Origin of the sequence: Rhizobium deserti (genome assembly GCF_004358025.1) — a bacterium.
Classification (GTDB): Bacteria; Pseudomonadota; Alphaproteobacteria; order Rhizobiales; family Rhizobiaceae; genus Neorhizobium; species Neorhizobium deserti.
Genome location: NZ_SMTL01000004.1, coordinates 234,619 through 261,542 on the forward strand (window position 1 = coordinate 234,619; position 26,924 = coordinate 261,542).

The 26,924-nt window shown below is 60.1% G+C and carries 22 protein-coding genes; 18 read left to right on the forward strand and 4 right to left on the reverse strand.

Annotated features, from left to right (window positions below; translation table 11 throughout):
- Positions 1-9: 9 nt before the first annotated feature.
- The 7 genes from sucC (at position 10) to lpdA (ending at position 9,696) form a co-directional block, all read left to right on the forward strand.
- Complete coding sequence (gene sucC / locus E2F50_RS16810; protein ID WP_133317336.1) at positions 10-1,203, forward strand: ADP-forming succinate--CoA ligase subunit beta; 1,194 nt, start codon at positions 10-12, stop codon at positions 1,201-1,203.
- Positions 1,204-1,220: 17 nt separating this feature from the next.
- Entirely contained in the window at positions 1,221-2,123 is a 903-nt protein-coding gene (gene sucD, locus E2F50_RS16815; protein ID WP_133317337.1) for a succinate--CoA ligase subunit alpha, read from the forward strand.
- A gap of 220 nt (positions 2,124-2,343) precedes the next feature.
- Complete coding sequence (locus E2F50_RS16820) at positions 2,344-5,340, forward strand: 2-oxoglutarate dehydrogenase E1 component (protein WP_133317338.1); 2,997 nt, start codon at positions 2,344-2,346, stop codon at positions 5,338-5,340.
- A 74-nt stretch (positions 5,341-5,414) separates the two neighbouring features.
- The gene (gene odhB / locus E2F50_RS16825; RefSeq protein ID WP_133317339.1) at positions 5,415-6,665 is read left to right on the forward strand and encodes a 2-oxoglutarate dehydrogenase complex dihydrolipoyllysine-residue succinyltransferase; all 1,251 of its coding nucleotides are present in this window, start codon (positions 5,415-5,417) and stop codon (positions 6,663-6,665) included.
- Positions 6,666-6,691: 26 nt separating this feature from the next.
- Positions 6,692-7,105: an MAPEG family protein gene (locus E2F50_RS16830; RefSeq protein WP_133317340.1), complete on the forward strand. Its 414-nt coding sequence runs from the start codon at positions 6,692-6,694 to the stop codon at positions 7,103-7,105.
- Positions 7,106-7,116: 11 nt separating this feature from the next.
- Positions 7,117-8,280, forward strand: coding sequence for a DUF4241 domain-containing protein (locus E2F50_RS16835; protein WP_210234588.1), 1,164 nt, complete (start codon positions 7,117-7,119; stop codon positions 8,278-8,280).
- Between the two features lie 9 nt (positions 8,281-8,289).
- A complete protein-coding gene (gene lpdA / locus E2F50_RS16840) occupies positions 8,290-9,696 on the forward strand; it encodes a dihydrolipoyl dehydrogenase (protein WP_133317342.1) in 1,407 nt (468 codons plus the stop codon).
- 74 nt (positions 9,697-9,770) lie between these two features.
- On the opposite strand, the gene E2F50_RS16845 is transcribed toward lpdA, so the two are convergent.
- Both E2F50_RS16845 and E2F50_RS16850 read right to left on the reverse strand, forming a co-directional pair.
- Entirely contained in the window at positions 9,771-10,847 is a 1,077-nt protein-coding gene (locus E2F50_RS16845; RefSeq protein ID WP_133317454.1) for a TraB/GumN family protein, read from the reverse strand.
- Positions 10,848-10,928: 81 nt separating this feature from the next.
- Positions 10,929-11,864, reverse strand: coding sequence for a tyrosine recombinase XerC (locus tag E2F50_RS16850; protein WP_133317343.1), 936 nt, complete (start codon positions 11,862-11,864; stop codon positions 10,929-10,931).
- A 140-nt stretch (positions 11,865-12,004) separates the two neighbouring features.
- Between E2F50_RS16850 and E2F50_RS16855 the strand changes: the two genes are divergently transcribed.
- The 8 genes from E2F50_RS16855 to E2F50_RS16890 all read left to right on the forward strand — a co-directional run bounded on the left by E2F50_RS16855 (position 12,005) and on the right by E2F50_RS16890 (position 20,892).
- Positions 12,005-12,934, forward strand: a complete 930-nt coding sequence (locus tag E2F50_RS16855; RefSeq protein WP_133317344.1) for a GNAT family N-acetyltransferase — start codon at positions 12,005-12,007, stop codon at positions 12,932-12,934.
- A 53-nt stretch (positions 12,935-12,987) separates the two neighbouring features.
- Positions 12,988-15,210 carry a primosomal protein N' gene (locus E2F50_RS16860; RefSeq protein WP_133317345.1) on the forward strand — a complete coding sequence of 741 codons (2,223 nt, stop codon included), beginning with the start codon at positions 12,988-12,990 and terminating at the stop codon, positions 15,208-15,210.
- Positions 15,211-15,278: 68 nt separating this feature from the next.
- Positions 15,279-15,662 carry an AGROH133_08824 family phage infection protein gene (locus tag E2F50_RS16865; protein ID WP_133317346.1) on the forward strand — a complete coding sequence of 128 codons (384 nt, stop codon included), beginning with the start codon at positions 15,279-15,281 and terminating at the stop codon, positions 15,660-15,662.
- Between the two features lie 260 nt (positions 15,663-15,922).
- A complete protein-coding gene (locus E2F50_RS16870) occupies positions 15,923-16,489 on the forward strand; it encodes a F0F1 ATP synthase subunit delta (RefSeq protein WP_133317347.1) in 567 nt (188 codons plus the stop codon).
- Positions 16,489-18,018 (forward strand): F0F1 ATP synthase subunit alpha, encoded by a 1,530-nt coding sequence (gene atpA / locus E2F50_RS16875; RefSeq protein ID WP_133317348.1) that lies wholly within the window; start codon positions 16,489-16,491, stop codon positions 18,016-18,018. Before E2F50_RS16870 ends, atpA begins: the two co-directional genes overlap by 1 nt.
- A 42-nt stretch (positions 18,019-18,060) precedes the next feature.
- Positions 18,061-18,942 (forward strand): F0F1 ATP synthase subunit gamma, encoded by an 882-nt coding sequence (locus E2F50_RS16880; RefSeq protein ID WP_133317349.1) that lies wholly within the window; start codon positions 18,061-18,063, stop codon positions 18,940-18,942.
- A gap of 21 nt (positions 18,943-18,963) precedes the next feature.
- Positions 18,964-20,394 (forward strand): F0F1 ATP synthase subunit beta, encoded by a 1,431-nt coding sequence (gene atpD / locus E2F50_RS16885; protein WP_133317350.1) that lies wholly within the window; start codon positions 18,964-18,966, stop codon positions 20,392-20,394.
- 90 nt (positions 20,395-20,484) lie between these two features.
- Complete coding sequence (locus E2F50_RS16890) at positions 20,485-20,892, forward strand: F0F1 ATP synthase subunit epsilon (RefSeq protein ID WP_133317351.1); 408 nt, start codon at positions 20,485-20,487, stop codon at positions 20,890-20,892.
- A 50-nt stretch (positions 20,893-20,942) separates the two neighbouring features.
- Here E2F50_RS16890 and E2F50_RS16895 read toward each other — a convergent pair whose 3' ends face one another.
- On the reverse strand, positions 20,943-21,839 hold the full coding sequence (locus tag E2F50_RS16895; protein ID WP_133317352.1) for a LysR substrate-binding domain-containing protein: 897 nt from the start codon (positions 21,837-21,839) through the stop codon (positions 20,943-20,945).
- A gap of 110 nt (positions 21,840-21,949) precedes the next feature.
- Between E2F50_RS16895 and E2F50_RS16900 the strand changes: the two genes are divergently transcribed.
- From E2F50_RS16900 to E2F50_RS16910, 3 genes are read left to right on the forward strand one after another with little or no spacing between them, the layout of a single operon-like run.
- On the forward strand, positions 21,950-23,095 hold the full coding sequence (locus tag E2F50_RS16900) for an iron-containing alcohol dehydrogenase (RefSeq protein WP_133317353.1): 1,146 nt from the start codon (positions 21,950-21,952) through the stop codon (positions 23,093-23,095).
- Positions 23,096-23,105: 10 nt separating this feature from the next.
- Positions 23,106-24,605 (forward strand): aldehyde dehydrogenase, encoded by a 1,500-nt coding sequence (locus E2F50_RS16905; protein ID WP_133317354.1) that lies wholly within the window; start codon positions 23,106-23,108, stop codon positions 24,603-24,605.
- A 15-nt stretch (positions 24,606-24,620) separates the two neighbouring features.
- Complete coding sequence (locus tag E2F50_RS16910; RefSeq protein ID WP_133317355.1) at positions 24,621-25,745, forward strand: mandelate racemase/muconate lactonizing enzyme family protein; 1,125 nt, start codon at positions 24,621-24,623, stop codon at positions 25,743-25,745.
- On the opposite strand, the gene E2F50_RS16915 is transcribed toward E2F50_RS16910, so the two are convergent.
- The gene (locus tag E2F50_RS16915) at positions 25,746-26,879 is read right to left on the reverse strand and encodes a sensor histidine kinase (RefSeq protein WP_133317356.1); all 1,134 of its coding nucleotides are present in this window, start codon (positions 26,877-26,879) and stop codon (positions 25,746-25,748) included.
- Positions 26,880-26,924: the final 45 nt, after the last annotated feature.

Sequence of the window (26,924 nt, forward strand, 5' to 3'; positions counted from 1 at the left end):
ATAGACCTCATGAACATTCACGAATATCAGGCCAAGGCTCTGCTGAAGGGCTATGGCGCGCCGGTCGCCGAAGGTGTGGCTATCTTGAAGGTGGAAGAAGCCGAAGCTGCTGCGAAGTCGCTTCCCGGCCCGCTTTACGTGGTCAAGAGCCAGATCCATGCCGGTGGCCGCGGCAAGGGCAAGTTCAAGGAACTAGGTCCTGACGCCAAGGGTGGCGTTCGCTTGGCAAAATCGATCGAGGAAGTCGTGGCGCATGCCAAGGATATGCTCGGAAATACGTTGGTAACGGCCCAGACCGGCGAAGCTGGTAAGCAGGTCAACCGCCTCTATATCGAAGACGGCGCTGACATCGATCGCGAGCTTTATTGCTCGATCCTGGTCGATCGCTCGGTTGGCCAAGTCGCTTTTGTGGTTTCGACCGAAGGCGGCATGGACATCGAAGCCGTTGCCCATGACACGCCGGAAAAGATCCACACAATCGCCATCGATCCGGAAGCCGGCGTCACGGCTGACGACGTGGCCAAGATCTCACAGGCTCTCCAACTCTCCGGCGCTGCCGCCGAAGATGCCAAGACGCTCTTCCCGGCGCTCTATAAGGCGTTCGGCGAAAAGGACATGGCTCTCCTTGAAGTCAATCCGCTGATCGTCATGAAGGACGGCCATCTGCGCGTTCTCGACGCCAAGATGTCCTTCGACGGCAATGCGATCTTCCGTCACGACGATGTCAAGGCGCTACGCGACGAAACCGAAGAAGACGCCAAGGAAATCGAAGCCTCCAAGTGGGACCTTGCTTACGTGGCGCTCGACGGTAATATCGGCTGCATGGTCAATGGTGCCGGCCTTGCCATGGCGACCATGGACATCATCAAGCTGTACGGCAAGGAGCCTGCAAACTTCTGCGACGTCGGCGGTGGCGCCGGCAAGGAGAAGGTCGCGGCAGCCTTCAAGATCATCACGGCCGACCCGAAGGTCGAGGGCATCCTCGTCAACATCTTCGGCGGCATCATGAAATGCGACGTCATCGCCGAGGGCGTTGTCGCTGCCGTTCAGGAAGTTGGTCTCAAGGTTCCGCTCGTCGTGCGCCTCGAAGGCACCAATGTCGAGCTTGGCAAGAAGATCCTCAACGAGTCTGGTCTTGCGATCACGGCCGCCGACGACTTGGACGATGCTGCCAAGAAGATCGTCGCTGCGATCAACGCCTAACTTAAGGACCGGAAACAATGTCTATTCTCGTCAATAAAGACACCAAGGTTCTGGTTCAGGGCCTGACCGGCAAGACCGGCACCTTCCATACCGAGCAGGCGCTCGCCTATTACGGCACGCAGATGGTCGGCGGCATCCACCCGAAGAAGGGTGGCGAAACCTGGACCGGCTCTAAGGGCGAAAGCCTGCCGATCTTCGCGACCGTTGCGGAAGCCAAGGAAAAGACCGGCGCCGACGCGTCCGTGATCTATGTTCCGCCGGCTGGTGCAGCGGATGCGATCATCGAAGCAATTGATGCCGAGATCCCGTTCATCACCTGCATCACCGAAGGCATTCCGGTCATGGACATGGTTCGCGTCAAGGCTCGGCTGGACCGTTCCTCGTCGCGCCTGCTCGGCCCGAACTGCCCGGGCGTGCTGACGCCGGAAGAATGCAAGATCGGCATCATGCCTGGCTCGATCTTCCGCAAGGGTTCGGTCGGCATCGTATCGCGCTCCGGCACGCTGACCTATGAGGCTGTGTTCCAGACCTCGAACGAAGGCCTTGGCCAGACCACGGCCGTCGGCATCGGCGGCGACCCGGTCAAGGGCACCGAGTTTATCGACATCCTGGAGATGTTCCTCGCCGACGAAGCCACGCAGTCGATCATCATGATCGGCGAAATCGGCGGTTCGGCTGAAGAAGACGCGGCACAGTTCCTGATCGACGAAGCCAAAAAGGGCCGCAAGAAGCCGATGGCTGGCTTCATCGCCGGCCGTACCGCTCCAAAGGGCCGCACCATGGGTCATGCCGGCGCTGTCGTTTCCGGCGGCAAGGGTGATGCGGACTCGAAGATCTCGGCCATGGAAGCGGCCGGCATTAAGGTCTCGCCTTCGCCGGCACGCTTGGGCAAGACGCTGGTTGAAGTCCTCAAGGGCTGACGCCACATAATGGACACTCGCCGTCGATAGATAGGCGGCGATTGATCCAAGAAGCTGAGAATGGGCGGAGCGGCGAGAGTCCCGCCTGTTCTGGTTGGGCGCCAGGGCAAGCCGCCATGCGCGGATGACCGGTACGACGACAAGACAGAGAATGCGAATACCGGAGAATATTTTCCGGTTCGATTACGTCAGGAGGCGGGCGCGGCGCCCGCGATAGATCATGGCACGGCAAGAAGCCAACGAGCAGTTCCTCATCACCTCTTTCCTCGACGGTGCGAACGCCGCTTATATCGAGCAGCTCTATGCTCGTTACGAGACCGATCCGGCTTCGCTTTCGCCGGAATGGCAGTCCTTCTTCAAGGCGCTTGCGGATAATCCGGAAGACGTGAAGAAGGCGGCGCAGGGCGCTTCCTGGAAGCGCAAGAACTGGCCGATTACTCCGTCCGGAGAACTTGTGTCGGCGCTCGACAGCAACTGGCCGATCGTCGAGAAGGCGATCGAGACAAAAGTCAAGGCGAAGGCGGAAGCTGCAGCCGTTGCGACAGGTAAGCCGGTGAGCGACGTGGACGTGCATCAGGCAACCCGCGACAGCGTCCGTGCTATCATGATGATCCGCGCCTACCGCATGCGCGGCCATCTGCATGCAAAGCTGGATCCGTTGGGCATTGCTATTGCGGTCGAGGATTACAATGAGCTTTCGCCGACGGCCTATGGCTTTACGGAAGCGGATTTCGATCGCAAGATCTTCATCGATAATGTGCTCGGCCTCGAATACGCGACTGTGCGCGAGATGATCGACATCCTGGAGCGGACCTACTGCTCCACCATGGGCGTCGAGTTTATGCATATCTCCAACCCGGAAGAAAAATCCTGGATTCAGGAGCGGATCGAAGGCCCCGGCAAGGGCGTCGAGTTTACCGCCGAAGGCAAAAAGGCTATCCTTTCCAAACTGGTGGAAGCGGAGGGTTACGAGCAGTTCCTCGACGTGCGCTTCAAGGGCACCAAGCGTTTCGGGCTGGACGGCGGTGAATCGCTGATCCCGGCGCTGGAGCAGATCATCAAGCGTGGCGGTCAGGAAGGCCTGCAGGAAGTCGTGCTCGGCATGGCGCACCGCGGTCGCCTCAACGTGCTGACCAATGTCATGCACAAGCCGCACCGGGCGGTCTTCCACGAATTCAAGGGCGGCTCCTTCAAGCCGGACGAAGTGGAAGGCTCGGGGGATGTCAAATACCATCTCGGCGCATCTTCCGACCGCGAATTCGACGGTAACAAGGTTCACCTTTCGCTGACGGCCAATCCGTCGCATCTGGAAATCGTCAACCCGGTGGTGATGGGCAAGGCTCGCGCCAAGCAGGATATTCTGACGAAGACCTGGGACAAGGACGGCATTATTCCCCTGTCCGAACGTGCCAAGGTCCTGCCGTTGCTTCTGCATGGCGATGCGGCTTTTGCGGGCCAAGGCGTGACCGCGGAAATCCTCGGCCTGTCCGGCCTGCGCGGTCACCGCGTCGCCGGCACCATGCATGTCATCATCAACAATCAGATCGGCTTCACCACCAATCCGGGCTTCTCTCGCTCTTCGCCCTATCCGTCGGATGTCGCGAAGATGATCGAAGCGCCGATCTTCCACGTCAACGGCGACGATCCGGAAGCGGTCGTCTACGCTGCCAAGATCGCCATCGAATACCGGATGAAGTTCCACAAGCCGGTCGTGGTCGACATGTTCTGCTATCGCCGCTTCGGCCATAACGAAGGCGACGAACCTTCGTTCACGCAGCCGAAGATGTACAAGGTCATCCGCGCCCACAAGCCGGTTGCCGAGCTCTATGCCGAACGCCTGGTCTCCGAGAACGTCATCACCGACGGCGAATTTGAGAAGATGAAGGCCGACTGGCGTGCGCATCTGGAGGCCGAATTCGATGCGGGCCAGAGCTACAAGCCGAACAAGGCCGACTGGCTGGACGGGCAGTGGTCCGGCCTACGCTCGGCTGACAATGCCGACGAGCAGCGCCGTGGCAAGACTGCTATGCCGATGAAGGACCTGCGGGAGATCGGCCGCAAGCTGTCGACCATTCCAGAAGGCTTCAACGCCCACCGCACGATCAAGCGCTTCATGGAAAACCGCGCCCAGATGATCGAGACGGGCGAGGGGATCGATTGGGCCATGGCGGAAGCGCTGGCCTTTGGGTCACTCGCAGTGGAAGGCACGAAGATCCGTCTGTCGGGTCAGGATTGCGAGCGCGGCACGTTTTCGCAGCGTCATTCGGTTCTTTATGACCAGGAGACCGAAGAGCGCTTCATCCCGCTTGCCAACCTGTCCCCCACCCAGGCCCGTTACGAAGTCATCAACTCCATGCTTTCGGAAGAGGCGGTCCTCGGCTTTGAATACGGCTATTCGCTCGCCCGTCCGAATGCGCTGACGCTCTGGGAAGCCCAGTTCGGCGACTTCGCCAATGGTGCTCAGGTCGTGTTCGACCAGTTTATTTCTTCGGGTGAACGCAAGTGGCTTCGCATGTCCGGCCTCGTCTGCCTTCTGCCGCATGGTTATGAAGGCCAGGGTCCGGAACACTCTTCAGCCCGCCTCGAGCGCTGGCTGCAGATGTGTGCTGAAGACAATATGCAGGTTGCCAACGTCACCACGCCATCCAACTACTTCCACATCCTGCGCCGCCAGGTGAAGCGCGACTTCCGCAAGCCGCTGATCCTGATGACGCCAAAATCGCTCCTGCGTCACAAGCGCGCCACCTCGACGCTTGCCGAAATGGCTGGTGAGAGTTCTTTCCACCGTCTGCTATGGGACGATGCGGAGATGATCAAGGATGGCCCGATCAAGCTCCAGAAGGATGCCAAGATCCGTCGCGTCGTGATGTGCTCGGGCAAGGTCTACTATGACCTTCTCGAAGAGCGCGAAAAGCGTGGAATCGACGACGTTTATCTGCTGCGCATCGAGCAGCTTTATCCTTTCCCGGCAAAGGCGCTTATCAACGAGCTGTCGCGATTCAAGAATGCGGAAATGGTCTGGTGCCAGGAAGAGCCCAAGAACATGGGTTCGTGGTCCTTCATCGATCCCTACCTCGAATGGGTCCTGGCGCATATCGATGCCAAGTATCAGCGTGTCCGATATACCGGGCGCCCGGCCGCAGCATCGCCTGCAACCGGCCTGATGTCCAAGCATCTGGCGCAGCTCGAAGCATTCCTCGAAGACGCTTTGGGGTGAAGATCCCCTAGAGGCGGCTGATTTCTCAGCCGCCTTCACCATTTCGCAACACTCTGACAACACGGAAACAGATCATGGCCACCGAAATCCGCGTCCCCACTCTCGGAGAATCCGTCAGCGAGGCAACTGTTGGCACCTGGTTCAAGAAGGTGGGCGATACGGTGAAGGCCGACGAGCCTTTGCTCGAACTCGAAACGGATAAAGTGACCGTCGAAGTTCCGTCCCCGGCCGCCGGCGTCCTGACCGAAATCGTCGCGGCGAATGGCGAGACCGTCGGCCTTAGCGCATTGCTGGGCCAGATCGAAGCAGGCGCCGCCGGTGCAGCCACCTCCGCGCCAACCGCCAAGCCGGCTGAAGCCGCTCCTGCCGCTGCCACTCCTGCCGCAGCGCCGGCTCCCGCTGCTGCCCCGGCTGCCTCCTCCGGAACCTCCATGCCGCCAGCTCCGGCCGCCGCCAAGGTTGCCGCTGACAACAACATCTCGACCGCCGATGTGGACGGCTCCGGAAAGCGCGGCCAGGTCCTCAAGGGTGACGTTATCGCTGCCATCTCCAAGGGGACGTCGGCTCCGGCTGCCCCTGCCGCTGCTCCGGCGGCTCCGCGCCCGGTTTCGTCTGCCGACGATGCGTCCCGCGAAGAGCGCGTCAAGATGACCCGCCTGCGCCAGACTATCGCCAAGCGCCTCAAGGACGCGCAGAACACCGCCGCCATGCTCACCACCTATAACGAGGTGGACATGAAGGCAGTCATGGATCTGCGCACCAAGTACAAGGACGTGTTCGAGAAGAAGCACGGCGTCAAGCTCGGCTTCATGGGCTTCTTCACCAAGGCCGTCACCCATGCGCTGAAGGAACTGCCGGCCGTCAACGCCGAGATCGACGGCACCGACCTCATCTACAAGAACTACTGCCATGTCGGCATGGCTGTCGGAACGGACAAGGGCCTTGTCGTTCCGGTCATCCGCGACGCCGACCAGATGTCGATCGCCGAGATCGAGAAGGAACTGGCGCGTCTGGCCAAGGCCGCACGCGACGGTTCGCTGTCGATGGCCGACATGCAGGGCGGCACGTTCACCATCACCAATGGTGGCGTCTACGGTTCACTGATGTCTTCGCCGATCCTCAATGCTCCGCAGTCCGGCATTCTCGGGATGCACAAGATCCAGGAGCGCCCAATGGCAATCGGCGGCCAGGTTGTCATCCGCCCGATGATGTATCTGGCGCTTTCCTACGATCACCGCATCGTCGACGGCAAGGAAGCGGTGACTTTCCTTGTCCGCGTCAAGGAAAGCCTTGAAGATCCGGAGCGTCTGGTTCTCGATCTGTAAGGTCTCTGGAATAGGGAGAGAGCGGCATGGAGCCTAATTCGGCAGATGCAACAACAGTAGTGGTCCTGCTGTGCTTCAGCGTCGTCCTGCTGCTCGCCCACATCATGCTCCAGGGCTTTCTCGCCACCCGCGAACTTGGCTCGACATGGAACGCCGGCCCTCGTGACGAGGGCCGCGAGCCAAAGGGAGCGCTGGCAGGCCGTGCTGCCCGCGCCTCCAAGAACTATCAGGAAACCTATCCGGCTTTTGTCGGCCTCCTGTTGGGACTCGCCTTTATCGGCGATGCATCCGGCTGGGGGCTGATTGGTGCCTGGATCTGGCTGATCGCCCGCATCGTCTACATCCCGCTTTATCTCGCCGGTGTTCCTTACATCCGCTCTCTGGTCTGGCTGGTCAGCCTCCTTGGCTTGCTGATCATGATGGTCGGGCTGTTCCTGTGATCTTGGAAAGCTTGAAATATGCCGCGGCAGCGAGCGCCGCATTGTCGATCCTCGCGGGCTGCGAAGACAAGCAGTTGTTCAATCCGGGAAAACTCTCTTCCAATCTTGCGATCTTTACCGACACCTCGGTATCGCTTGCCGACCGCAAACTGGTTGAGATCCGGATCGGTGATCTAACGCTCCCGGATGGTAAACTTGTCGCCTTCGATCCATTGGTACAGCCGGAACGTAAGCCGTTTGAACGAACCGTTGCGCCCGGAACCTACCCGGTATCGTTCATTCGTGGCGCCGTCGAATATTCCCGGCCGGCAATGCTTGTCATACGCTTTTCGAACGCGAAGGTCGAACGTTTCGAACTTGCGACGGTCGAGGGCCAGGATGTCGGCAGCCTGAAGGATGACGAGTTCTACGGCATCGGTGTCGATGCCGGGATTGCAGGTTTCGGAAATGCCACCTATGGCGCTGCCCAAGCAAAGTTCGAAAAGGCCGAACAGGGAAAGCCCGGGAGCCGATACAGCACTTATTATGACGACGTCATCTCGCGCGCCATGCCTGGGGTTGGGAGCGACGAGTTTGTTGTCGATCATCCGCTTTCGGGCGAGGACGGTGCGGCGGCGATGACGCAGGCCGGGTGGGGAGACGGCTATTATCCGACCTTTTGGGGACTGGACGGGAATGGAAAACCGGCTCTAGCCCTCATTGAATTCTTCGTTATTACCGACGGTGACGGGCACAGCGATTTAGAGAAGGAAAAGGCCGCCGCGCTTGCAGGCATGAGCGCGCAGCAACAGGCCGACAACAAGTTCGCCTACGAAGCTCTGAAGGCGGGTGACGAGACGGGTTTTGCAGCCTATCTGCGCGACAGGCGCATCGGACCGAAGGATTATGTGCTGGAAAGCGGCGGCTCTTTCATGCTGGAGGCGATCCGGCTGGACAGGCCGATTGCCCTGCGGGCCATGCTGGATGCCGACGCGACGAATGAACTCGGCCCGCATGACGCGTTCCTGGGCGGTTCTTATTCGGAATTCGCCAAGGCGCTGACGGAGAATGCCGAAAAGGCCAAAGCGGAAGGCAAGGACACGCTTGCGCCGCGCTCTCCTGAACTCATGGCCGTGATCGCAGAGTTGGAAAGCGCACCGACGGTTCCGATAAAACCAAGTAAAAGCTTAAGATAGGATAGAGCTATGGCTTATGACGTTGTTGTGATTGGTTCCGGCCCGGGCGGCTATGTTTGCGCGATCAAGGCGGCCCAGCTCGGCCTCAAGGTCGCCGTCATCGAGAAGCGCGCCACCTACGGCGGCACCTGCCTGAACGTGGGCTGCATTCCGTCCAAGGCACTGCTGCATGCCTCGGAGATGTTCCAGCAAGTCGCTCATGGCGTGGATGCGTTCGGCGTCGAGGTTGCCGCTCCGACCCTTAACCTGGGGAAGATGATGGCGCACAAGGATGCGACGGTTAAATCCAACGTCGACGGCGTCGCCTTTTTGTTCAAGAAGAACAAGATCGACGGCATCATCGGCACTGGCAAGATCGTATCAGTCGGCAAGGTTTCGGTCACCGGCGAAGACGGCAAGGTCCAGGAACTGGAAACGAAGAATATCGTCATCGCGACCGGTTCGGACGTTGCCGGCATTCCGGGCGTCAATGTCGAGATCGACGAAAAAATCATTGTGTCCTCCACCGGCGCCATCGCACTGGACAAGGTGCCGCAGAACCTCGTCGTCGTCGGCGGCGGCGTCATTGGCCTCGAGCTCGGCTCGGTCTGGATGCGCCTCGGCGCAAGGGTGACCGTTATCGAATATCTCGACAAACTGCTGGGCGGCATGGACGCCGATGTTTCCAAGCAGTTCCAGCGTATGATGGCCAAGCAGGGCATGGACATCCGCACCGACGCAAAGGTCACCGGTGTCGAAAAAACGGCCACCGGCGCCAAGGTTACCTATGAGCCGGTCAAGGGTGGCGATGCCCAGACAATCGAAGCCGATGTCGTGCTGATCTCCACCGGACGCAAGCCTTACACAGCGGGCCTTGGCTTAGAAGATGCAGGCGTTGCGCTCGACAACCGCGGCCGCGTCGAGATCGACGGTGGCTTCAAGACGAATGTCGCCGGCATCTATGCGATCGGCGATGTGGTGAAGGGCCCGATGCTTGCGCACAAGGCCGAGGACGAGGGCGTCGCACTCGCTGAAATTCTTGCCGGCCAACATGGCCATGTGAACTACGAAGTCATCCCGGGCGTCGTGTACACGCAGCCGGAAGTCGCTTCAGTCGGCAAGACGGAAGAAGAGTTGAAGGCTGCAGGCGTCGCTTATAAGGTCGGCAAGTTCCCGTTTACTGCAAACGGGCGCGCCCGCGCCATGCTCGCAACGGACGGTTTCGTGAAGATCCTCGCCGACCAGAAAACGGATCGCGTGCTCGGCGGCCATATCATTGGCTTCGGCGCCGGCGAAATGATCCACGAGATCGCCGTTTTGATGGAGTTCGGCGGTTCGTCGGAAGATCTCGGCCGCACCTGCCATGCGCATCCGACCATGTCGGAAGCCGTCAAGGAAGCTGCGCTGGCGACCTTCGCCAAGCCGATCCATATGTGAAGTTGAGATCGCCCGACACGGGTAAAAAGGCGGGATCGGAATCCCGCCTTTTTATTTCGGATGTTTGAGAAGGCTCAGTTTATGGCCGTGACCGTATAGCCTTGGCTGCGGATCAGTTCGACCAGACCTTCCGTATCCGGCAGGTGAAGTGCACCGACGGCGATGAAGGCATTGCCTTGCGATAGAACAGGTGCCGCCCGCTCAGCCATCAGGTGATTGCGCCTTCGAACCACAAGCTCCTCGAACTGCCCGTAACCGGCGTCATCGGCGCCGTCAGGCGCGACCTTCTTGAGAAGGGGGATGGTGAGGCCGATCTCACCGGACACGTAAAGATCCGTCATGGTTTCGAAAACATCGTCCATGCGCGGTCCCAGTTTCACCGTTTCGATCAGGGATTTCATGTGGATGTCGAGCGGGATGGCGGCGAGGGTGGAAAGCTGTTCCGCAAAGGTTTCGAGGCCCACCACCCGCTTGCCGCTTGCCGCGGCATCTAAGGTGATCCGCTTGTCGAGGAAGGCCACATCATCCGACTTGCGCGCGGTCTCGCAGGCGGGCAGGGACACGAAGGCCATCAGCATCCACGGCTTCATCTGAGAGACGGCCGAAAGCGGAATGCCCCGTTGTTTCAGGCCAGCTTCGAGGAGCGCGAGGTCTTGCGGTGACAAGAGGGTCTTGATCGAGCGACCGTCGGTAAACATGGTCAGTTCCGGATCCGCGAAGATGCCGGCCATGGCCTTCTTCTCGTCCAAAATTTCGTCCGATTCCACCACGATCGTGCTGGCATTTTTGCTGGCTTCGGCCGCACCGGCAGGCATTCTCAGGACCCTGGGATCGGTGACATGCATGGTGCCCAGAAGATAGGACGGGCTTATGCCCTTCTTTTCGATCTTCCAGAAAATCCCCTTGCCGTTGACCACCTTGCCGGCTTCAGTCATGACTTCCTGGTAATCAGAAGGTTTCCCCGTCCGCATCTCGTCGAGAAGGTTTTTGCCCCCGCAGGACATGGTTTCGGCGTGCGCGGGTGCCAGGAAGCCTAGAACGAGGATGAAGGAGGCGAGGGCCAGAACATGGACCGCTGCGATCAGCCACAAGGTGGCGCTCTGGGCGCGGCTCAGGAACAGGTGGCGGGAAAGGCCAAGGGCGGGAGTCATCATGTCATCCGTCTTGATAAGTCGCGGCATCCTAGCGATGCCAGCTCCACAAGCACTTAACGCGGCTGGTTAATTTTTCGTTCAGGCACGTGGATGGGCCCGATCGTAGACCTCAAGGAGCCGCGCCGTATCGACACCGGTGTAGATCTGCGTCGTTGAGAGGCTGGCATGGCCAAGCAGGTCCTGAATGGTGCGAAGATCTCCGCCACCCGCCAACAGGTGCGTCGCAAACGAATGCCGCAGGGCGTGCGGCGTTGCCGTATCCGGCAGTCCGAAGGCGCTCCGGAGCTTCTGCATGCCGCGCTGGATGATGGCCGGCTGCAGCGGACCGCCGCGGGCGCCGCGAAACAGTGGCTCATCCGGGGGCAGATGAAAGGGGCAAAGTTTTTGGTAGGTTACGACGGCGTCGAGGACGACAGCCAGTAGGGGAACCACGCGGGTCTTGCCTCCCTTGCCCGTTACACGCAACGCCGTTGCGGTGTTTTCCACGTCCGACGGGCGCAGGCCGAGCGCCTCGGAAATGCGCAGTCCGCAGCCATAAAGAAGCATAAGTACGGCGGCGTCGCGTGCCGCGATCCATGGTTCTTCCTGTAATTGTGCCTCCGAACTCATGATGTTGAGCGCCTGGCCGGCCGTCAGGGGTTTCGGCAAGGATTTCGGTTGACGCGGCGCGCGGATCGCACCGGCAGCAGCGGCATTGATCAGCCCCTTCTTTTCGAGGTAGCGCAGGAAGGACCGCAATCCGGCCAGGTGGCGCCCGAGCGATCGGGAGCCGGAGCCCTGGCGCCGGCGGGCTGCCAGAAACGCGCGCAGATCGGCTGTCCTGAGCGTATGGATATCGGAAAGGGTCGCCGGTCCGCCTACATGGCTCGTCAAAAAAGCCAGGAACTGGCGGGTGTCGCGTTCATAGGCATCGAGGGTATTTATGGCCAGCCGACGCTCGCCACCAAGACTTTCCAGCCATTCACGGCGTCGCTCCATCAGGTCGGGTGCGGCAATAATCAGCAGTTCGTTCAATGTCAGGCCTGTTGATTTCGTTCTATCAGCGCACCAGATTGCTACGGACGGCGTTACGGAATCCCTAAGCATGGGTGACGGTGTCACAGTAAGATCAGTCGGGGCTGTAGATTCATTCAGCTCTGCTTGCGGGAGTTAGCATGGCGCGCCGTGGTTCTATGACGACTTTCGGAGGATTGGCGGAGGCCATTGTCCTCGCTTCCCACGGAAAGCCGGGCCATATCGTCGACACGCTGATCGCCGAACGGGGGCAACGTATCGTGACGAGCCCTTTCTGGCCGTTGATGCGACCGATGCTCTACATGCTTTTGAGATACGGCAAAGCGATCGAGTTCGCTGATGACATCGCACCGATGACCGGATTTCAGTGCTTCGAATATATGAGCAACCTGCTGAAGCTCGATATTTCCACGGCACATGCAGAAAGGATTCCGGCAAAGGGCGGCTTCATCCTGGTCAGCAATCACCCGACCGGGATTGCCGATGGGGTCGCGATCTTCGACCTTCTGAAGAGAATGCGGCCCGACATGATGGTTTTTGCCAATCGCGATGCGGTGCGAGTCAATCCGCGATTCGCCGAGATGATCATTCCGGTCGAATGGCGGGACGATCACAAGAGCAAGCTGAAGACCCGCGAGACGCTGCTTCTCACCAACAGGAGCGTCGACGAGGGTAAGGTCATGGTGCTGTTTCCTTCCGGGCGTATTGCCTATTGGGCCGACGGAAAGCTTAATGAGCGACCTTGGAAGACTTCGGCTGTCGGGCTCGCTCGCAAATACGACCTGCCGATCCTGCCGGTTCACATGCGCGCACGCAATTCCGGCCTGTTCTACTGGCTCGCCAAGTGGTCCACCGAATTGCGCGACATGACCGTCTTCTACGAACTGCTCAACAAAAAGGGCAATCATTTCGACTTCACGGTCGGCCAGATGATCCAGCCTGAGCATCTGGAGGGCGATGTCGGGGAGGTCACCAAGGCGCTGGAGCATCATACGGTGTACGAGCTTGCCACGAACGGCGATGCACGGTTCTTGTTGCCCGATGCTACGCGCGCCGCCTCGGCGGCCTGATTTTTCAAACTAGCGGTGTTCACTTTTGTTCTGTCCCGAGGCATGGTCCCGCCATGGGCATAGATTCGTCCGATCTCTTTGGCTCCGTATTCGAGGCACCTCCACTGGTGAGCGTCGTACCGGTCCTGGTGCCGCTGCCGGTGCCGGGTCCCTATAGCTATGCGGTGCCCGAGGGAATGCATGTGGAACCGGGATCGGTGGTGCAGGTGCCGGTCGGACCGCGGCAGCATATCGGAGTCGTGTGGGACGGCGTCAATGACGACAAGCTGGATCCGAAGAAGCTTCGCTCGATTACGCTCGCCTTCGACTGCCCGCCGCTTTCCGCAGACATGCGCGGTTTCATCGACTGGGTTGCGACCTATACGCTGTCACCGCCGGGCCTGGTGGCGCGCATGGCCATTCGCGCGCCTGCAGCCCTTGATCCGGAGCCGATGGTTGAGGGCCTCCATTATCTCGGAGGCGTGCCGGAGCGGTTGACACCGGCACGTGCCAAGGTTCTGGAACTGGTCGCGAACCAGCCAGGCCCATGGACGCGCATGGGCCTCGCCCATGCGGCAGGCGTATCTGCGAGCGTCGTCGATGGAATGACCGGCAAAGGCATGTTCGACACGGTCTTCTTAGCCCCCCCGCCTGTCGTGGCGAGGCCGGATCCGACCTATGCAGTGCCGCGTATCGAAGGTCCACAGAAGGAGGCAGCGGCCGAGATCGTCGAGCCGGTGCGGGCAGGTGGCTTTTCAGCATCGCTGATCGATGGCGTCACCGGTTCGGGCAAGACCGAAGTCTATTTCGAAGCCATTGCCGAAGCGCTGAGGCAGGACAAGCAGGTGCTCATCCTCTTGCCGGAAATCGCTCTTACTGCCAGCTTCCTGGAGCGGTTTCAGGACCGTTTCGGCGCCAAGCCGGCAGAATGGCATTCCGATCTTTCGCCGCGCATGCGCGAAAAAGTCTGGCGGGGCGTCGTTACTGGAGAGGTGAGGGTGGTAGCGGGAGCCCGTTCCGCCCTGTTCCTGCCGTTCGAGGAACTCGGCCTCATCATCATCGATGAGGAACACGACCCTGCCTACAAGCAGGAAGATCGGGTCTTCTACAATGCCCGCGACATGGCCGTCGTGCGGGCACGTCTCGGCAATTTCCCGATCGTGCTCGTATCCGCCACGCCTTCGGTTGAGAGCCAGGTGAACGGCCTGTCCGGGCGGTACAACACGGTCCACCTGCCGACCCGTTTCGGCGATGCCGCACTGCCGGACCTGCATCTCATCGACATGCGGCGGCATCCACCGGAGCGTGGCGGCTTCCTTTCGCCATTGCTTCTTCGGCAAATGGCCAAGACGATCGAAAAGGGTGAGCAGAGCCTGCTCTTTCTCAACCGCCGCGGTTATGCCCCGCTGACGCTCTGTCGGGTCTGCGGTCATCGCTTTCAGTGCCCGCAGTGCTCCAGCTGGTTGGTGGAGCACCGCTTCAGGAACCAGATCCAGTGCCACCAGTGCGGCTATCACCAGCCGACGCCGGAAGCCTGCCCCGATTGCGGCACGCTTGATCATCTCGTGGCCTGCGGCCCGGGTGTCGAACGGATTGCCGAGGAGGTGGAGAGGCATTTTCCCGATGCCCGGACCATTGTCATGTCTTCCGACATGCTCGGCGGCGTCAAGCGCCTGCGCCTGGAACTGGAAGCTATTGCCAACGGCGATGTGGACATCGTCATCGGCACGCAGCTCGTCGCCAAGGGACATAATTTTCCACTAATGACGTTGGTCGGGATCGTCGACGCCGATCTAGGCCTGTCAAACGGCGATCCACGCGCCGCTGAACGGACATTTCAGCTGCTCAGCCAGGTAACGGGGCGGGCAGGACGAACGGGCCGCAAAAGCCACGGACTGATCCAGACTTTTCAGCCGCTGCATCCGGTCATGCAGGCCATCGTTTCCGGCGATGCGGAGGCCTTTTACGAGCGGGAAATCGAGGAGCGACAAAAGGCGATCCTTCCGCCTTTCGGCCGGCTCGCCTCACTGATTATCTCGGCCGATACGCGCGCCGATGCTGAAACACATGCGCGGGGCTTACGGGCTGCTGCGCCGCAGGTTACCGGTATTTCCGTTCTCGGACCAGCCGAAGCGCCACTGGCCTTGGTCAGAGGCAGGCATCGTTTTCGTCTGCTGGTGCATGGCCGCCGCAACTCCGATATGCAGGCTTTCCTCAAAGCGATGATTTCTCAGGGACCCAAGCAGCGGGGCTCGGTGCAGATCCAGCTGGACGTGGATCCGCAAAGCTTCCTATGACTGCTTTGGTTGGGACTTCTTTACTGCTTTGACTAAAATCGCCACGAATCGATTGCATTGAGGATGCCATGGAACTGTATTTTCCGACCGAACTAGGCGAACAGCTAGCCTTTATCGGCGCATCCGCCACCGCTTTGACCGGCTTGATCATCCTTCTGCTCCCGGGACCGGTTCTTCGCCTTGCAGCCTTCCAGGTCGGCGAGGTCCGGCCGGAAGGATACGGTTCCGTGCGTGCCGCGGGGGGGCAGTATCTTGCCCTCGGTATCGTGCCGATCTTGCTGGCGCAGGACTGGTTCTATATGGCGCTCGGCACGACCCTTGCCGTCGGCGCTGCTGGCCGGCTGCTTTCGTTCATCGTCGACCGGGGCCTGACCCTTCGAAATATACTGATATTCCTATTGCAGGTTGTGCTTGCCGCTGGTCCGCTCGCCTATGTTCTCGGGTATGTATAGCCTCTCGATTTGAGACTCTAGCTCGCTCAGAGCCGAAAAATCTGCCGATAAGCAGGAAAATCGCTTCAAGCCCTTGCGGCTTGGGCTTTTTCCCATGTGAGGCGTGTTGCGAGTCCCTACATCCTATGCTAGACGGACCGCGAAAGTCGGAAAGGGTGGGGCGAAGGCTCTGCAGGTTCTGAGAAAAAATCAAATTATCTCAAGGTCTTGCTTAGCCGCTTATTTAGGTTGTAGCGCTTGGGTGGCAATACAGGGAAACTGTGCCCGTGGCTGACACGTCCCAGCTTATTTCCGGTGTCGCGGAGCGTTACGCTTCCTCGCTTTTCGAGCTGGCTCTTGAGGCCGGTTCGGTCGACGCCGTTGGTGCCGATCTGGACCGCTTCCGCGCTCTCATGGTGGAAAGCGAAGATCTGCGGCGTCTGGTTGCAAGCCCTGTATTTTCTGCCGGTGAGCAGCAGCGGGCTGTCTCGGCCGTCGCTGCTAAGGCTGGCATTGCCGGTATCGTCGGCAATTTTCTGAAAGTCGTTGCCGGCAACCGCCGTCTTTTCGCGCTGCCCGGCATGATCCGCGCCTTCCACATTATCGCTGCAGCACATCGCGGCGAAATCACTGCCGAGGTCACCTCGGCACATGCGCTGACCCCAGCGCAGGAAACTGAACTCAAGTCGGCGCTGAAGGGCGTAACCGGCAAGGACGTCGCAATCGCAGTGACGATCGATCCGTCGATCCTCGGCGGGTTGGTCGTCAAGGTCGGTTCTCGTCAGATCGACACCTCCCTTCGCACCAAACTTTCCACCCTTAAGCTTGCACTGAAAGAGGTTGGCTGATGGATATCCGCGCCGCGGAAATTTCCGCAATTCTGAAAGACCAGATCAAGAATTTCGGCCAGGAGGCTGAAGTTTCCGAAGTCGGACAGGTTCTGTCCGTCGGCGACGGCATTGCCCGCGTCTACGGTCTGGACAATGTCCAGGCCGGCGAAATGGTCGAGTTCCCCGGTGGTATCCGTGGCATGGCGCTGAACCTCGAAGCCGACAATGTCGGCGTCGTTATCTTCGGCTCCGACCGCGACATCAAGGAAGGCGACACCGTCAAGCGGACCGGCGCCATCGTTGACGTTCCGGTTGGTCCTGAGCTTCTCGGCCGCGTCGTCGATGCACTCGGCAATCCGATCGACGGCAAGGGCCCTATCGCTTCGACCCGTCGCTCGCGCGTCGACGTCAAGGCTCCCGGCATCATTCCGCGCAAATCGGTTCATGAGCCGATGTCCACCGGCCTCAAGGCCATCGACGCTTTGATCCCGGTCGGCCGCGGCCAGCGCGAGCTGGTCATCGGCGACCGCCAGACCGGCAAGACTGCCATCATTCTTGATGCCTTCCTCAACCAGAAGGCTATCCATGACAACGGCCCCGACTCTGAAAAGCTGTTCTGCGTTTACGTCGCGATCGGCCAGAAGCGTTCGACCGTTGCCCAGTTCGTCAAGGTTCTCGAAGAGCGTGGCGCGCTGCAGTATTCGATCGTCGTTGCTGCTACGGCTTCCGATCCGGCTCCGATGCAGTATCTCGCGCCGTTCGCCGGTTGCGCCATGGGCGAATATTTCCGCGACAACGGCCAGCACGCGCTGATCGCCTACGACGACTTGTCCAAGCAGGCCGTCGCCTATCGTCAGATGTCGCTGCTGCTGCGTCGTCCTCCGGGCCGCGAAGCCTATCCGGGCGACGTCTTCTATCTGCACTCGCGTCTCCTCGAGCGCGCCGCCAAGCTTTCCGACGAGCGTGGCGCCGGTTCGCTGACGGCTCTGCCGGTTATCGAAACGCAGGGTAACGACGTTTCGGCCTTCATTCCGACCAACGTGATCTCCATCACCGACGGCCAGATCTTCCTTGAAACCGACCTGTTCTACCAGGGCATCCGCCCGGCCGTGAACGTCGGTCTGTCGGTTTCGCGCGTCGGTTCTGCCGCTCAGGTCAAGGCCATGAAGCAGGTTGCCGGCTCGATCAAGGGCGAGCTTGCTCAGTATCGTGAAATGGCGGCATTCGCGCAGTTCGGCTCCGATCTTGATGCCTCAACCCAGCGCCTGCTGAACCGTGGTGCCCGTCTCACCGAACTCCTGAAGCAGCCGCAGTTCTCGCCGCTGAAGACGGAAGAGCAGGTTGCCGTGATCTTCGCTGGCGTCAACGGCTACCTGGACAAGATCTCGGTCTCCGACGTCGGCAAGTTCGAACAGGGTCTCCTCAGCTACATGCGTTCGGAAGGCAAGGGTGTCCTCGACACCATCCGCACCGAAAAGCAGGTGTCTGACGATACCAAGGCCAAGCTTAAGGCAGCTCTCGACAGCTACGCCAAGTCTTTCGCCTAAGAACGGATCAAGCCCATCTAACCCCCAGGGGACCGATAACGGATGCCTTCACTAAAGGATCTGAAAAACCGGATCGCCTCCGTCAAGGCGACGCAGAAGATCACCAAGGCGATGAAAATGGTCGCTGCGGCGAAGCTGCGCCGTGCGCAGGAGGCGGCCGAGGCTGCCCGTCCTTACGCGGAACGCATGACCCAGGTATTGGCCAGCCTTACGGCTGCCAATGCCGGCAATGCCGAGGCGCCGCTGCTGCTTTCGGGCACTGGCAAGGATCAGGTTCACCTGCTGATCGTCGCGACCGGCGAGCGTGGACTGGCCGGCGGTTTCAACTCGTCGATCATTCGCCTTGCCCGCGATCATGCCCTGAAGCTGCTTGCTCAGGGCAAGACGGTGAAGATCCTCACCGTTGGCCGCAAGGGTAACGACATTCTGCGCCGTACGTTCAAAGAGAACATCGTCGACTACGTGACGTTCCGCGAAGTCAAGCAACTCGGCTTCGTGCAGGCAGACGAGGTCGCACAGAAGGTGCTGGCTCTGTTCAACGCCGGTGAATTTGACATTGCGACCCTGTTCTTCGCGCGCTTCCAGTCGGTGATTTCGCAGGTCGCAACGGCCCAGCAGATCATTCCGGCGAAGTTCGAGACTGCCGAAGCGGCAACGACGGCATCGTCTGCGCTCTATGAATACGAGCCGAGCGAACAAGAAATACTCGAAGACCTGCTGCCGAAGAATATCGCAGTGCAGATCTTCCGAGCTCTGCTTGAAAACAATGCTTCCTTCTACGGCGCGCAAATGTCCGCAATGGACAATGCAACGCGCAATGCTGGCGACATGATCAACAAGCTGACGCTTTCCTACAACCGCCAGCGTCAGGCGCAGATCACGAAGGAACTCATCGAAATCATTTCGGGCGCGGAAGCGCTCTGAGGAAGAAAGAGGGTTAGTATCATGGCTATCGCAACAGGCACCTCCCTCGGCAAGGTGACACAGGTTATCGGCGCCGTCGTCGACGTCGCTTTTGACGGCGAACTGCCGTCCATTCTCAATGCGCTGGAAACCGAGAACAATGGCAGCCGCCTGGTTCTCGAAGTCGCGCAGCATCTCGGTGAAAATCAGGTTCGCACGATCGCAATGGACTCGACCGAAGGTCTCGTCCGAGGGCAGCGGGTTACCGATACCGGTGCTCCGATCACCGTTCCGGTCGGCCCGGAAACGCTCGGCCGCATCATGAACGTCATCGGCGAGCCGGTCGACGAAGCTGGTCCGCTGGTTACAGCCGGCAAGCGCGCCATCCACCAGGAAGCACCGTCCTATGTCGAACAGTCGACGGAAGGCCAGATCCTGGTCACGGGCATTAAGGTCGTCGACCTTCTCGCGCCTTACGCAAAGGGCGGCAAGATCGGTCTGTTCGGCGGCGCCGGCGTCGGCAAGACCGTTCTGATCATGGAACTGATCAACAACGTCGCCAAAGCGCATGGTGGCTACTCGGTGTTCGCTGGCGTGGGTGAACGTACGCGTGAAGGCAACGACCTTTACCACGAAATGATCGAATCCGGCGTCAACAAGCATGGCGGCGGCGAAGGCTCTAAGGCTGCGCTCGTTTACGGCCAGATGAATGAGCCTCCAGGCGCCCGCGCCCGCGTCGCTCTCACCGGTCTGACGATCGCTGAAGACTTCCGCGACAAGGGCCAGGACGTTCTGTTTTTCGTCGACAACATCTTCCGCTTCACCCAGGCAGGCTCGGAAGTGTCCGCTCTGCTCGGCCGTATTCCTTCGGCCGTGGGCTATCAGCCGACGCTTGCGACCGACATGGGTCAGATGCAGGAACGCATCACCACCACGACCAAGGGTTCGATCACCTCGGTTCAGGCCATCTACGTTCCCGCCGACGACTTGACCGACCCGGCACCTGCCACCTCGTTCGCCCACTTGGACGCAACAACGGTTCTGTCGCGTTCGATCGCCGAAAAGGGCATCTACCCGGCCGTCGACCCGCTCGACTCAACCTCGCGCATGCTCGACCCGCTGGTTGTCGGCGAAGAGCATTACGAGATCGCCCGCAAGGTGCAGACGACGCTGCAGCGTTACAAGTCGCTGCAGGACATCATCGCCATCCTCGGCATGGACGAACTGTCCGAAGAGGACAAGATGACTGTTGCCCGCGCCCGCAAGATCGAGCGCTTCCTGTCGCAGCCGTTCTTCGTCGCCGAAGTCTTCACCGGTTCGCCGGGCAAGCTGGTCGCGCTCGAAGACACGATCAAGGGCTTCAAGGGCCTCGTCAACGGCGACTACGACCATCTGCCGGAAGCAGCCTTCTACATGGTCGGCTCGATCGAAGAAGCGATGGAAAAGGCCAAGAAGCTGGCTGAGGCCGCTTAAGGACCAGGAGAAGGCGTGCGGATATCACCCGTGCGCCTTTTCGCGTAACATTCGCAAGCCCGCATAAGATACGCAAGGAAGTGGACCTTCATGGCCGACCCTTTCAACTTTGAACTGGTTTCGCCCGAGCGCCTGCTCGTTTCGGAAAAGGTCACCGAAGTGGTGATCCCGGCGACGCTTGGCGAAATGACCGTGATGGCCAATCACGCGCCGACAATGACGACAATCAAGCCTGGCGTGGTTTCCGTGAAACTGGCCTCTGGCCAGGTCAACAAGTACGTCGTCTTCGGTGGCTTTGCGGATATTCTTCCGACGGGCTGCACGCTGCTAGCGGAATCGGCGGTTCCGGCCACTGAACTAACGCGCGACGCGCTCCAGAAGCGGATCGATGCGGCCCAGGCCGAAATTGCCAACGCTCAGAACTACGAGCACAAAACCAAGCTCGAACAGTTCCTGGGCCAGTTGGCCGATCTTAACGGCGCTGTTATTCCGGGCTGAGCCGGATTGCATAATAACGCAAAAGGCGGCCCTACGGCCGCCTTTTGCGTTCAGGGGCTTGCCAGCAGATGCTGATGGAGACGTTCTGCTGCCGGCGATAGCGAGCGGTGACGTGGCGTTCCGAGATAATAGCCGTAACCGGTCTCTAGCCGCTCCGTACCGACCTCCACCAGGGCGCCGGATGCAAGCTGCTCCGAAATAAGGCCGATGCTGCCGAGGGTGATTCCCTTGCCTAAGACGGCCGCGTCGACGGCCATGGAATAGGTCGAGAAGGAAAGCCTTGGCTCGGGGCGGGCGTTCGGCGGATGCCGGATGCTAGTGAACCACTGCCGGAATGATATCCAATGGGCATTGAAGCGCTCGTAATCGATAAGATTGAGCGCGGCGATCTCCTCAACCGACAGTGAGGCGGCTTCAAGCGCGCGGCGAGCCAAGTAGTCGGGTGAAGCAACTGGTATAAGGATCTCTTTCATCAGGAGAGTGAGGTTCCAGCGCGGATGTTCCCCGGTGGAGTAGAGGATGACCAGATCATTGGCCTCCGAAGCGAGCTCCGAGGGTGAATCCGTGGTCAGCAGTCTGACCGCGACGAATGGGCTCTCGTTATCGAAATTCTTGAGGCGCTTGCCCAGCCAGAGATGCGAGACGGAGCCGCTGGCGGAGATCGAGACGATCTCGCGACTGCGTGTGCTGAAGGGTTCGAGGCTTTCCTCCAGATAATCCAATGTTGCACGCACCCGCCGGAATAGCCTCTCTCCTTGCGAGGTCAGCGTCAGGTTTCGCCCGCGGCGATGGAAGAGCTGCGCTCCCAGATGATCTTCAAGGGTCTGGATGCGCCGGCTGACGGCTGCCTGGGTGATGTTGAGCTCACGCCCTGCACGCGAGAAGTTCATAAACCGGCAGGCGGCATCGAATACGCGAAACGCTTCGAGAGGGATACGTCCAAGCACGACAGCCTCCATGACTTCAGATCATGAAACTGCCTGAGAAAATGCGGGATTTGAAGAGCTAGTTTTGTGATGCAGACTGTCTTGAGCTCTCTTCCATGCCGGATGCTCTCGTGCGATTTTCCACATCTTACATTCCTGACATCCGCTTCGGCGCCGGTGCATTCACCTCGATTGCGGATGCGGCCGCAGGCCTTGGCGGAGTCTACCAAGCCGCGATCGTCATGGACGCCTTCCTCGCCTCTGCCGGAACGGCGCAACTACTTGCCGATGCGCTTGCCTCCAACGGGATCGAGAGCCGCATCTTCTGTGAATTTGCAGGAGAGCCGAAGCTTGGGCATCTGCAGGCGGCGACGGCTCTGGCCGAAGGCTGCCAGTTGGTGATCGGCGTCGGCGGAGGCTCGGCGCTCGATATTGCCAAGATCGCTGCGTGTTGCGCCGCGTCCGGCGAGGATGCGATGCATTATGCCCTGGCAGCCAATCCCCTTCCGGCCAACCCCTTGAAGAAGATCATGGTGCCGACCACGGCGGGCACAGGATCCGAGACGTCGGCGACGAATATATTTGCCAGCCCGGAAGGTAAGAAGCTGTGGATCTGGGGCGCCGAGACCAAGGCGGATCTCGTTATCCTTGATCCGGAACTGACGGTTTCGCTTCCCGCCCATCTAACAGCCTGGTGCGGCATGGATGCCTTCATCCACGCCTTTGAAGCCTGCACTAACCGCAATGCTCATGCTGGCGTAAAACTCTATGCCCATGAGGCGATGCGGCTTGTGGCAGGTTCGCTTGAAACTGCCGTCAAGGCACCGGGCAATGTCGATGCGCGCGGCAAGGTCCTACTCGGTTCCTGCTATGCCGGCATTGCAATCGACAATTGCGGCACTGCCGTTGCACACAATATCAGCCACGCACTGGCGGGCCTTGGTCCTGTTCACCACGGGCTGGCGACGGCGCTCGGATTCGAAGCCACGCTCCCCTTCCTGGTGGAGGCCAATACGGCGGATCTCAACGCCGCTGCCAAGGCCATAGGGCTGGCGGATGCTTCGGCGCTGCCGGCCTTCGTTTCCGATTTAATGGATGGCTGCAATGTGGAGCGCGCCTTACCGAAGGCGTTTCAGGCATTCACCGCCGCCGATCTCGCGACGGAAATGCGCGCGCCGGAGAACCAGCCGATGCGGCGTTCGGCGATCCGCGACATATCGGATGCCGATATTGATGCATTTGCGGCCAAGATCATGTCGCTGCCGAAGACTCTCTGAGGATATGTCGATGACAAAGACCTATACCCGCGACTACTGGGAAGATGCGCTTTCCGCCATCAAGCTGGAAGGCCGGCATTTCATCGACGGAGAGTACCGGACGGCGGCTTCGGCACAGACGTTCACCCACATCCGGCCGATGGACGGGCAGCCGGGCGCCGAGCTGGCACGAGGCGGGGCGGAGGATATCGATCTTGCCGTAGCCTCGGCTCGGGATGCTTTTGAGGCCGGCATATGGCGGAACAAGGAGCCACTTGAGAAGAAGAAGGTCATGCTGCGGTGGGCGGAGTTGATCCGCGTCCATGCCGAAGAGCTCGCCATGCTGGAGACGCTCGACGTCGGCAAGCCGGTGCTTGCTTCGCTGAACGTCGATGTGCGGCTCTGCGCCGACGGCATTCAGTTCTATGCCGAGATGATCGACAAGATGTATGACGAGATCGCCCCGACCGGTCCCAATGCGAGGGCACTGGTCCGCAAGGTGCCGCTGGGTGTCATCGGCGTCATCACGCCGTGGAACTATCCGATGATCATCGATGCTTGGAAGCTCGGGCCGGCGATTGCCGCCGGAAACTCTGTAGTGTTGAAGCCGGCGGAACAGTCTTCGCTATCGGCGATCCGGCTAGCTGCACTTGCCGTCGAGGCGGGCCTGTCCGCGGGTGTGCTCAACGTCGTTGTCGGCTATGGCGAGGAAGCCGGCAAGCCGCTGGCGCTCCATATGGATGTCGACATGATCGCCTTCACCGGCTCAACCGAGGTGGGCAAGTTGATCATGGGCTATGCGGCGCAGTCGAACGTCAAGCGGGTGGCGCTGGAGCTTGGCGGCAAGTCGCCGCTCGTCGTGTTCGAGGATGCGGATCTTGATGCCGCGGCGTCGGCCGCCGCCTGGGGCTGTTTCTACAATTCCGGCGAAACCTGCCATGCTTCGACCCGGCTTCTAGTGCAGCGCTCGGTGCAGGACAAGCTGATCGAGAAGATTGAGGCTGTGACGAAAAGCGACATCGCGCTCGCGCATCCCTTCGAACCGTCGGCCCAAATCAGCGCGCTGATCGAGGAAGCGCATATGCACAAGGTGCTTGGCCTGATTGCGGCAGGCGAGAAGGAAGGGGGACGCCGGGCTTTTGGTGCCCAGCAGGTTCTGGCCGAGACCGGTGGTTATTACATCTCGCCGGGTGTCTTCGTGGACATGACCAACGACATGAGCCTGGCGCGCCAGGAAATCTTCGGGCCGGTTCTGGCCGTCATTCCTTTCGAGACGGAGGAGGAAGCGCTGAAACTTGCCAATGACACGATTTATGGTCTGGCCGGCGCCGTCTTTACCAGGGATATGGATCGTGCTCATCGCTTTTCGGAAGCACTGCATGCCGGCACGGTGTGGATCAACACCTATGACATGTCGAATTTCGCCACTCCGTTCGGCGGCTTCAAGCAATCCGGCTTCGGACGAGACCGCTCCGTCCATGCCATCGATAAATATTGCGACTACAAGACCATCTGGCAACAGTTTGGCTGAACGCGGGAGCCCGGCATGAGCCGCATCGCATCCATCGAAATCTCGCACCATCGTCTACCGCTCGATCCGCCGTTCAAGGCGAGCTGGGATGGCAGGCCGCGACACTATTTCGATGCAACCATCGTTCGGGTCCGAGACGAGGACGGTCGCGAAGGCATCGGCTCCGGCGACCTGATGAAAGGGTTCGAAGGCCACGAGGAACTTTTCATCGGTCACGATCCACGTCATCTCGAACGGCATTACGAAGTGCTCTCGCATATCAATTTCCATTACGGCCGCTGCTGGCCAATGGACCTGGCGTTGTGGGACCTTGCCGGCAAGGTGACCAGGGAGCCCGTCTGGCGCATGCTCGGGGGCCGGGCCGACCGCGTGCGGCTCTACGCATCGTCGGGCGTTCTGCGCGAGCCTTCTGCGATGGCAGAGCAAGCGGAGCGCTATGTGGAGGAAGGCTTCCCCGCGATGAAGGTGCGCTTCTCGTCGTCTGCCGGCGGGCGGTCGACTTGGCGCGACGATATCAAGGCGCTGGAGGCAATTCGCGCCCGGATCAGCGACCGGCTAGAGCTGATGGTCGATTGTAACCAAGGCTGGCGCATGCCATGGGATACGACGCTAGCCTGGACATTCAAGGATGCAGTGGCGGTGGCGAAGGAGCTCGAGCGGCTGAGTATTTACTGGATGGAGGAGCCGCTGCACCGCTCCGACCTCAAGGGCATGAAGTCGCTGAAGGAGGCGACGTCTGTCCGCATCGCCGGCGGCGAGATGACCCGCGAGCTTTCCGACTTCCGCGGCATTATCGAAGAGCGCGCCTTCGACGTGATCCAGCCGGATGTGGCCCTGGTCGGCGGCATTACTGGTTGCCGGCGGCTTGTTTATCACGCGCGCGAGGCAGGCTTAATGTTCACGCCGCATAGCTGGACCAATGGTATTGGCATGCTGGCCAACGCGCATCTGACGGCGGGCGCCGGCGACGCTCCCTTCCTCGAATATCCTTACGACAAACCGGAATGGAGTGAGGCAAGACGCGATTTCATCCTGGCAGCGCCACTGAAGCACGCCGACGGGTGGCTGAACCTCAATGACGCGCCAGGGCTCGGTATTCAATTAGATGAAGACCGGCTAAAGGCGACGCGGATCGATTGATCACGAGGCGGAAGACGAATGGGTAATCCGGCTTACGTCGGTCACGATCTCGTACCGCAGGCCGGAGGGATCGAAGGTCAACACAGCTTGGCCACCGAAGTCGCTAGGAACGACCCGCGCGATCAGGAGAGAGCCAAAGCCCTTTCGCGACGGCAGCGAAACCGTCGGGCCACCGGTTTCGCTCCAGCCGAAGTGAAACTTCCGACCATCATCACCATCAACAAGGTCCCAGGATATCCGAACATGTCCAGCCGCGTCTTTTAGGGCGCCGTACTTGATGGAGTTTGTCACCAGCTCGTTCACGGCAAGCGCAAGCGACAGGGCTTGGCGTTCGGACAACCGCATCGGTGGCCCGCTGATGACGAACCGCTCTTGGCCTGCGTCGTGGGGTGACAGGGCGCCGGCAATGACATCGCTGATATCGGCGTCAAAGCGGCTCTTGCCGGTCAGGATGTCATGCGTGTTGGCGAGTGCCGTGAGACGCTGAAGCAGAACCTCCCTGGCGTCGGCTGCAGACACAGCATGGCGCAGGGTCTGGTTGGCAATCGACGTCACCATGGCCAGCGTGTTCTTGATGCGGTGCTGCAGTTCGCTGTTCAGGAGGCGCGACTGCTGCTCTGCCTGAACCTTGGATGTGGTCTCGATGACAGTATCGAGCAATCCGGCAATCCGGCCCTGATCATCGTGAAGCGGGCTATAGCAGAAGGTGAAGTAGGCCTGTTCTAGATACCCAAACCGATCGATCTCGAGCGGAAAATCTTCGATGAACGTCGCTTCGCCTGCGTAGGCCCTATCCGCAATCTCGCTCACCGACGCCCAGGCTTCCTTCCAGACCTCGGAAAACGGCTGCCCCATGGCCTCCGGCTTCTTGCCGAGAATCGGCTTGAAGGCATCATTGTAGATGGTCGTCAGTTCCGGACCCCATACAATGGCTGCCGGGAAACGGGATGCGAGGATTGTGGAAACGGTCGTCTTCAACGCGACCGGCCAGCCTTGAACTGGTCCCAAGGGCGTGGCGGTCCAATCGAAACTGCGGATGAGCTTGCCGACTTCTCCGCCGCCTTTCAGAAAATAAAGTGGATCGATTTCTCGCAATACCGTTCCTTGGCCGAAGCAGAACAAGTTATTCTTCATGTTGGCCAGTGCAGCCTGTTTGGCAAGAGTTACAATGATATTGGG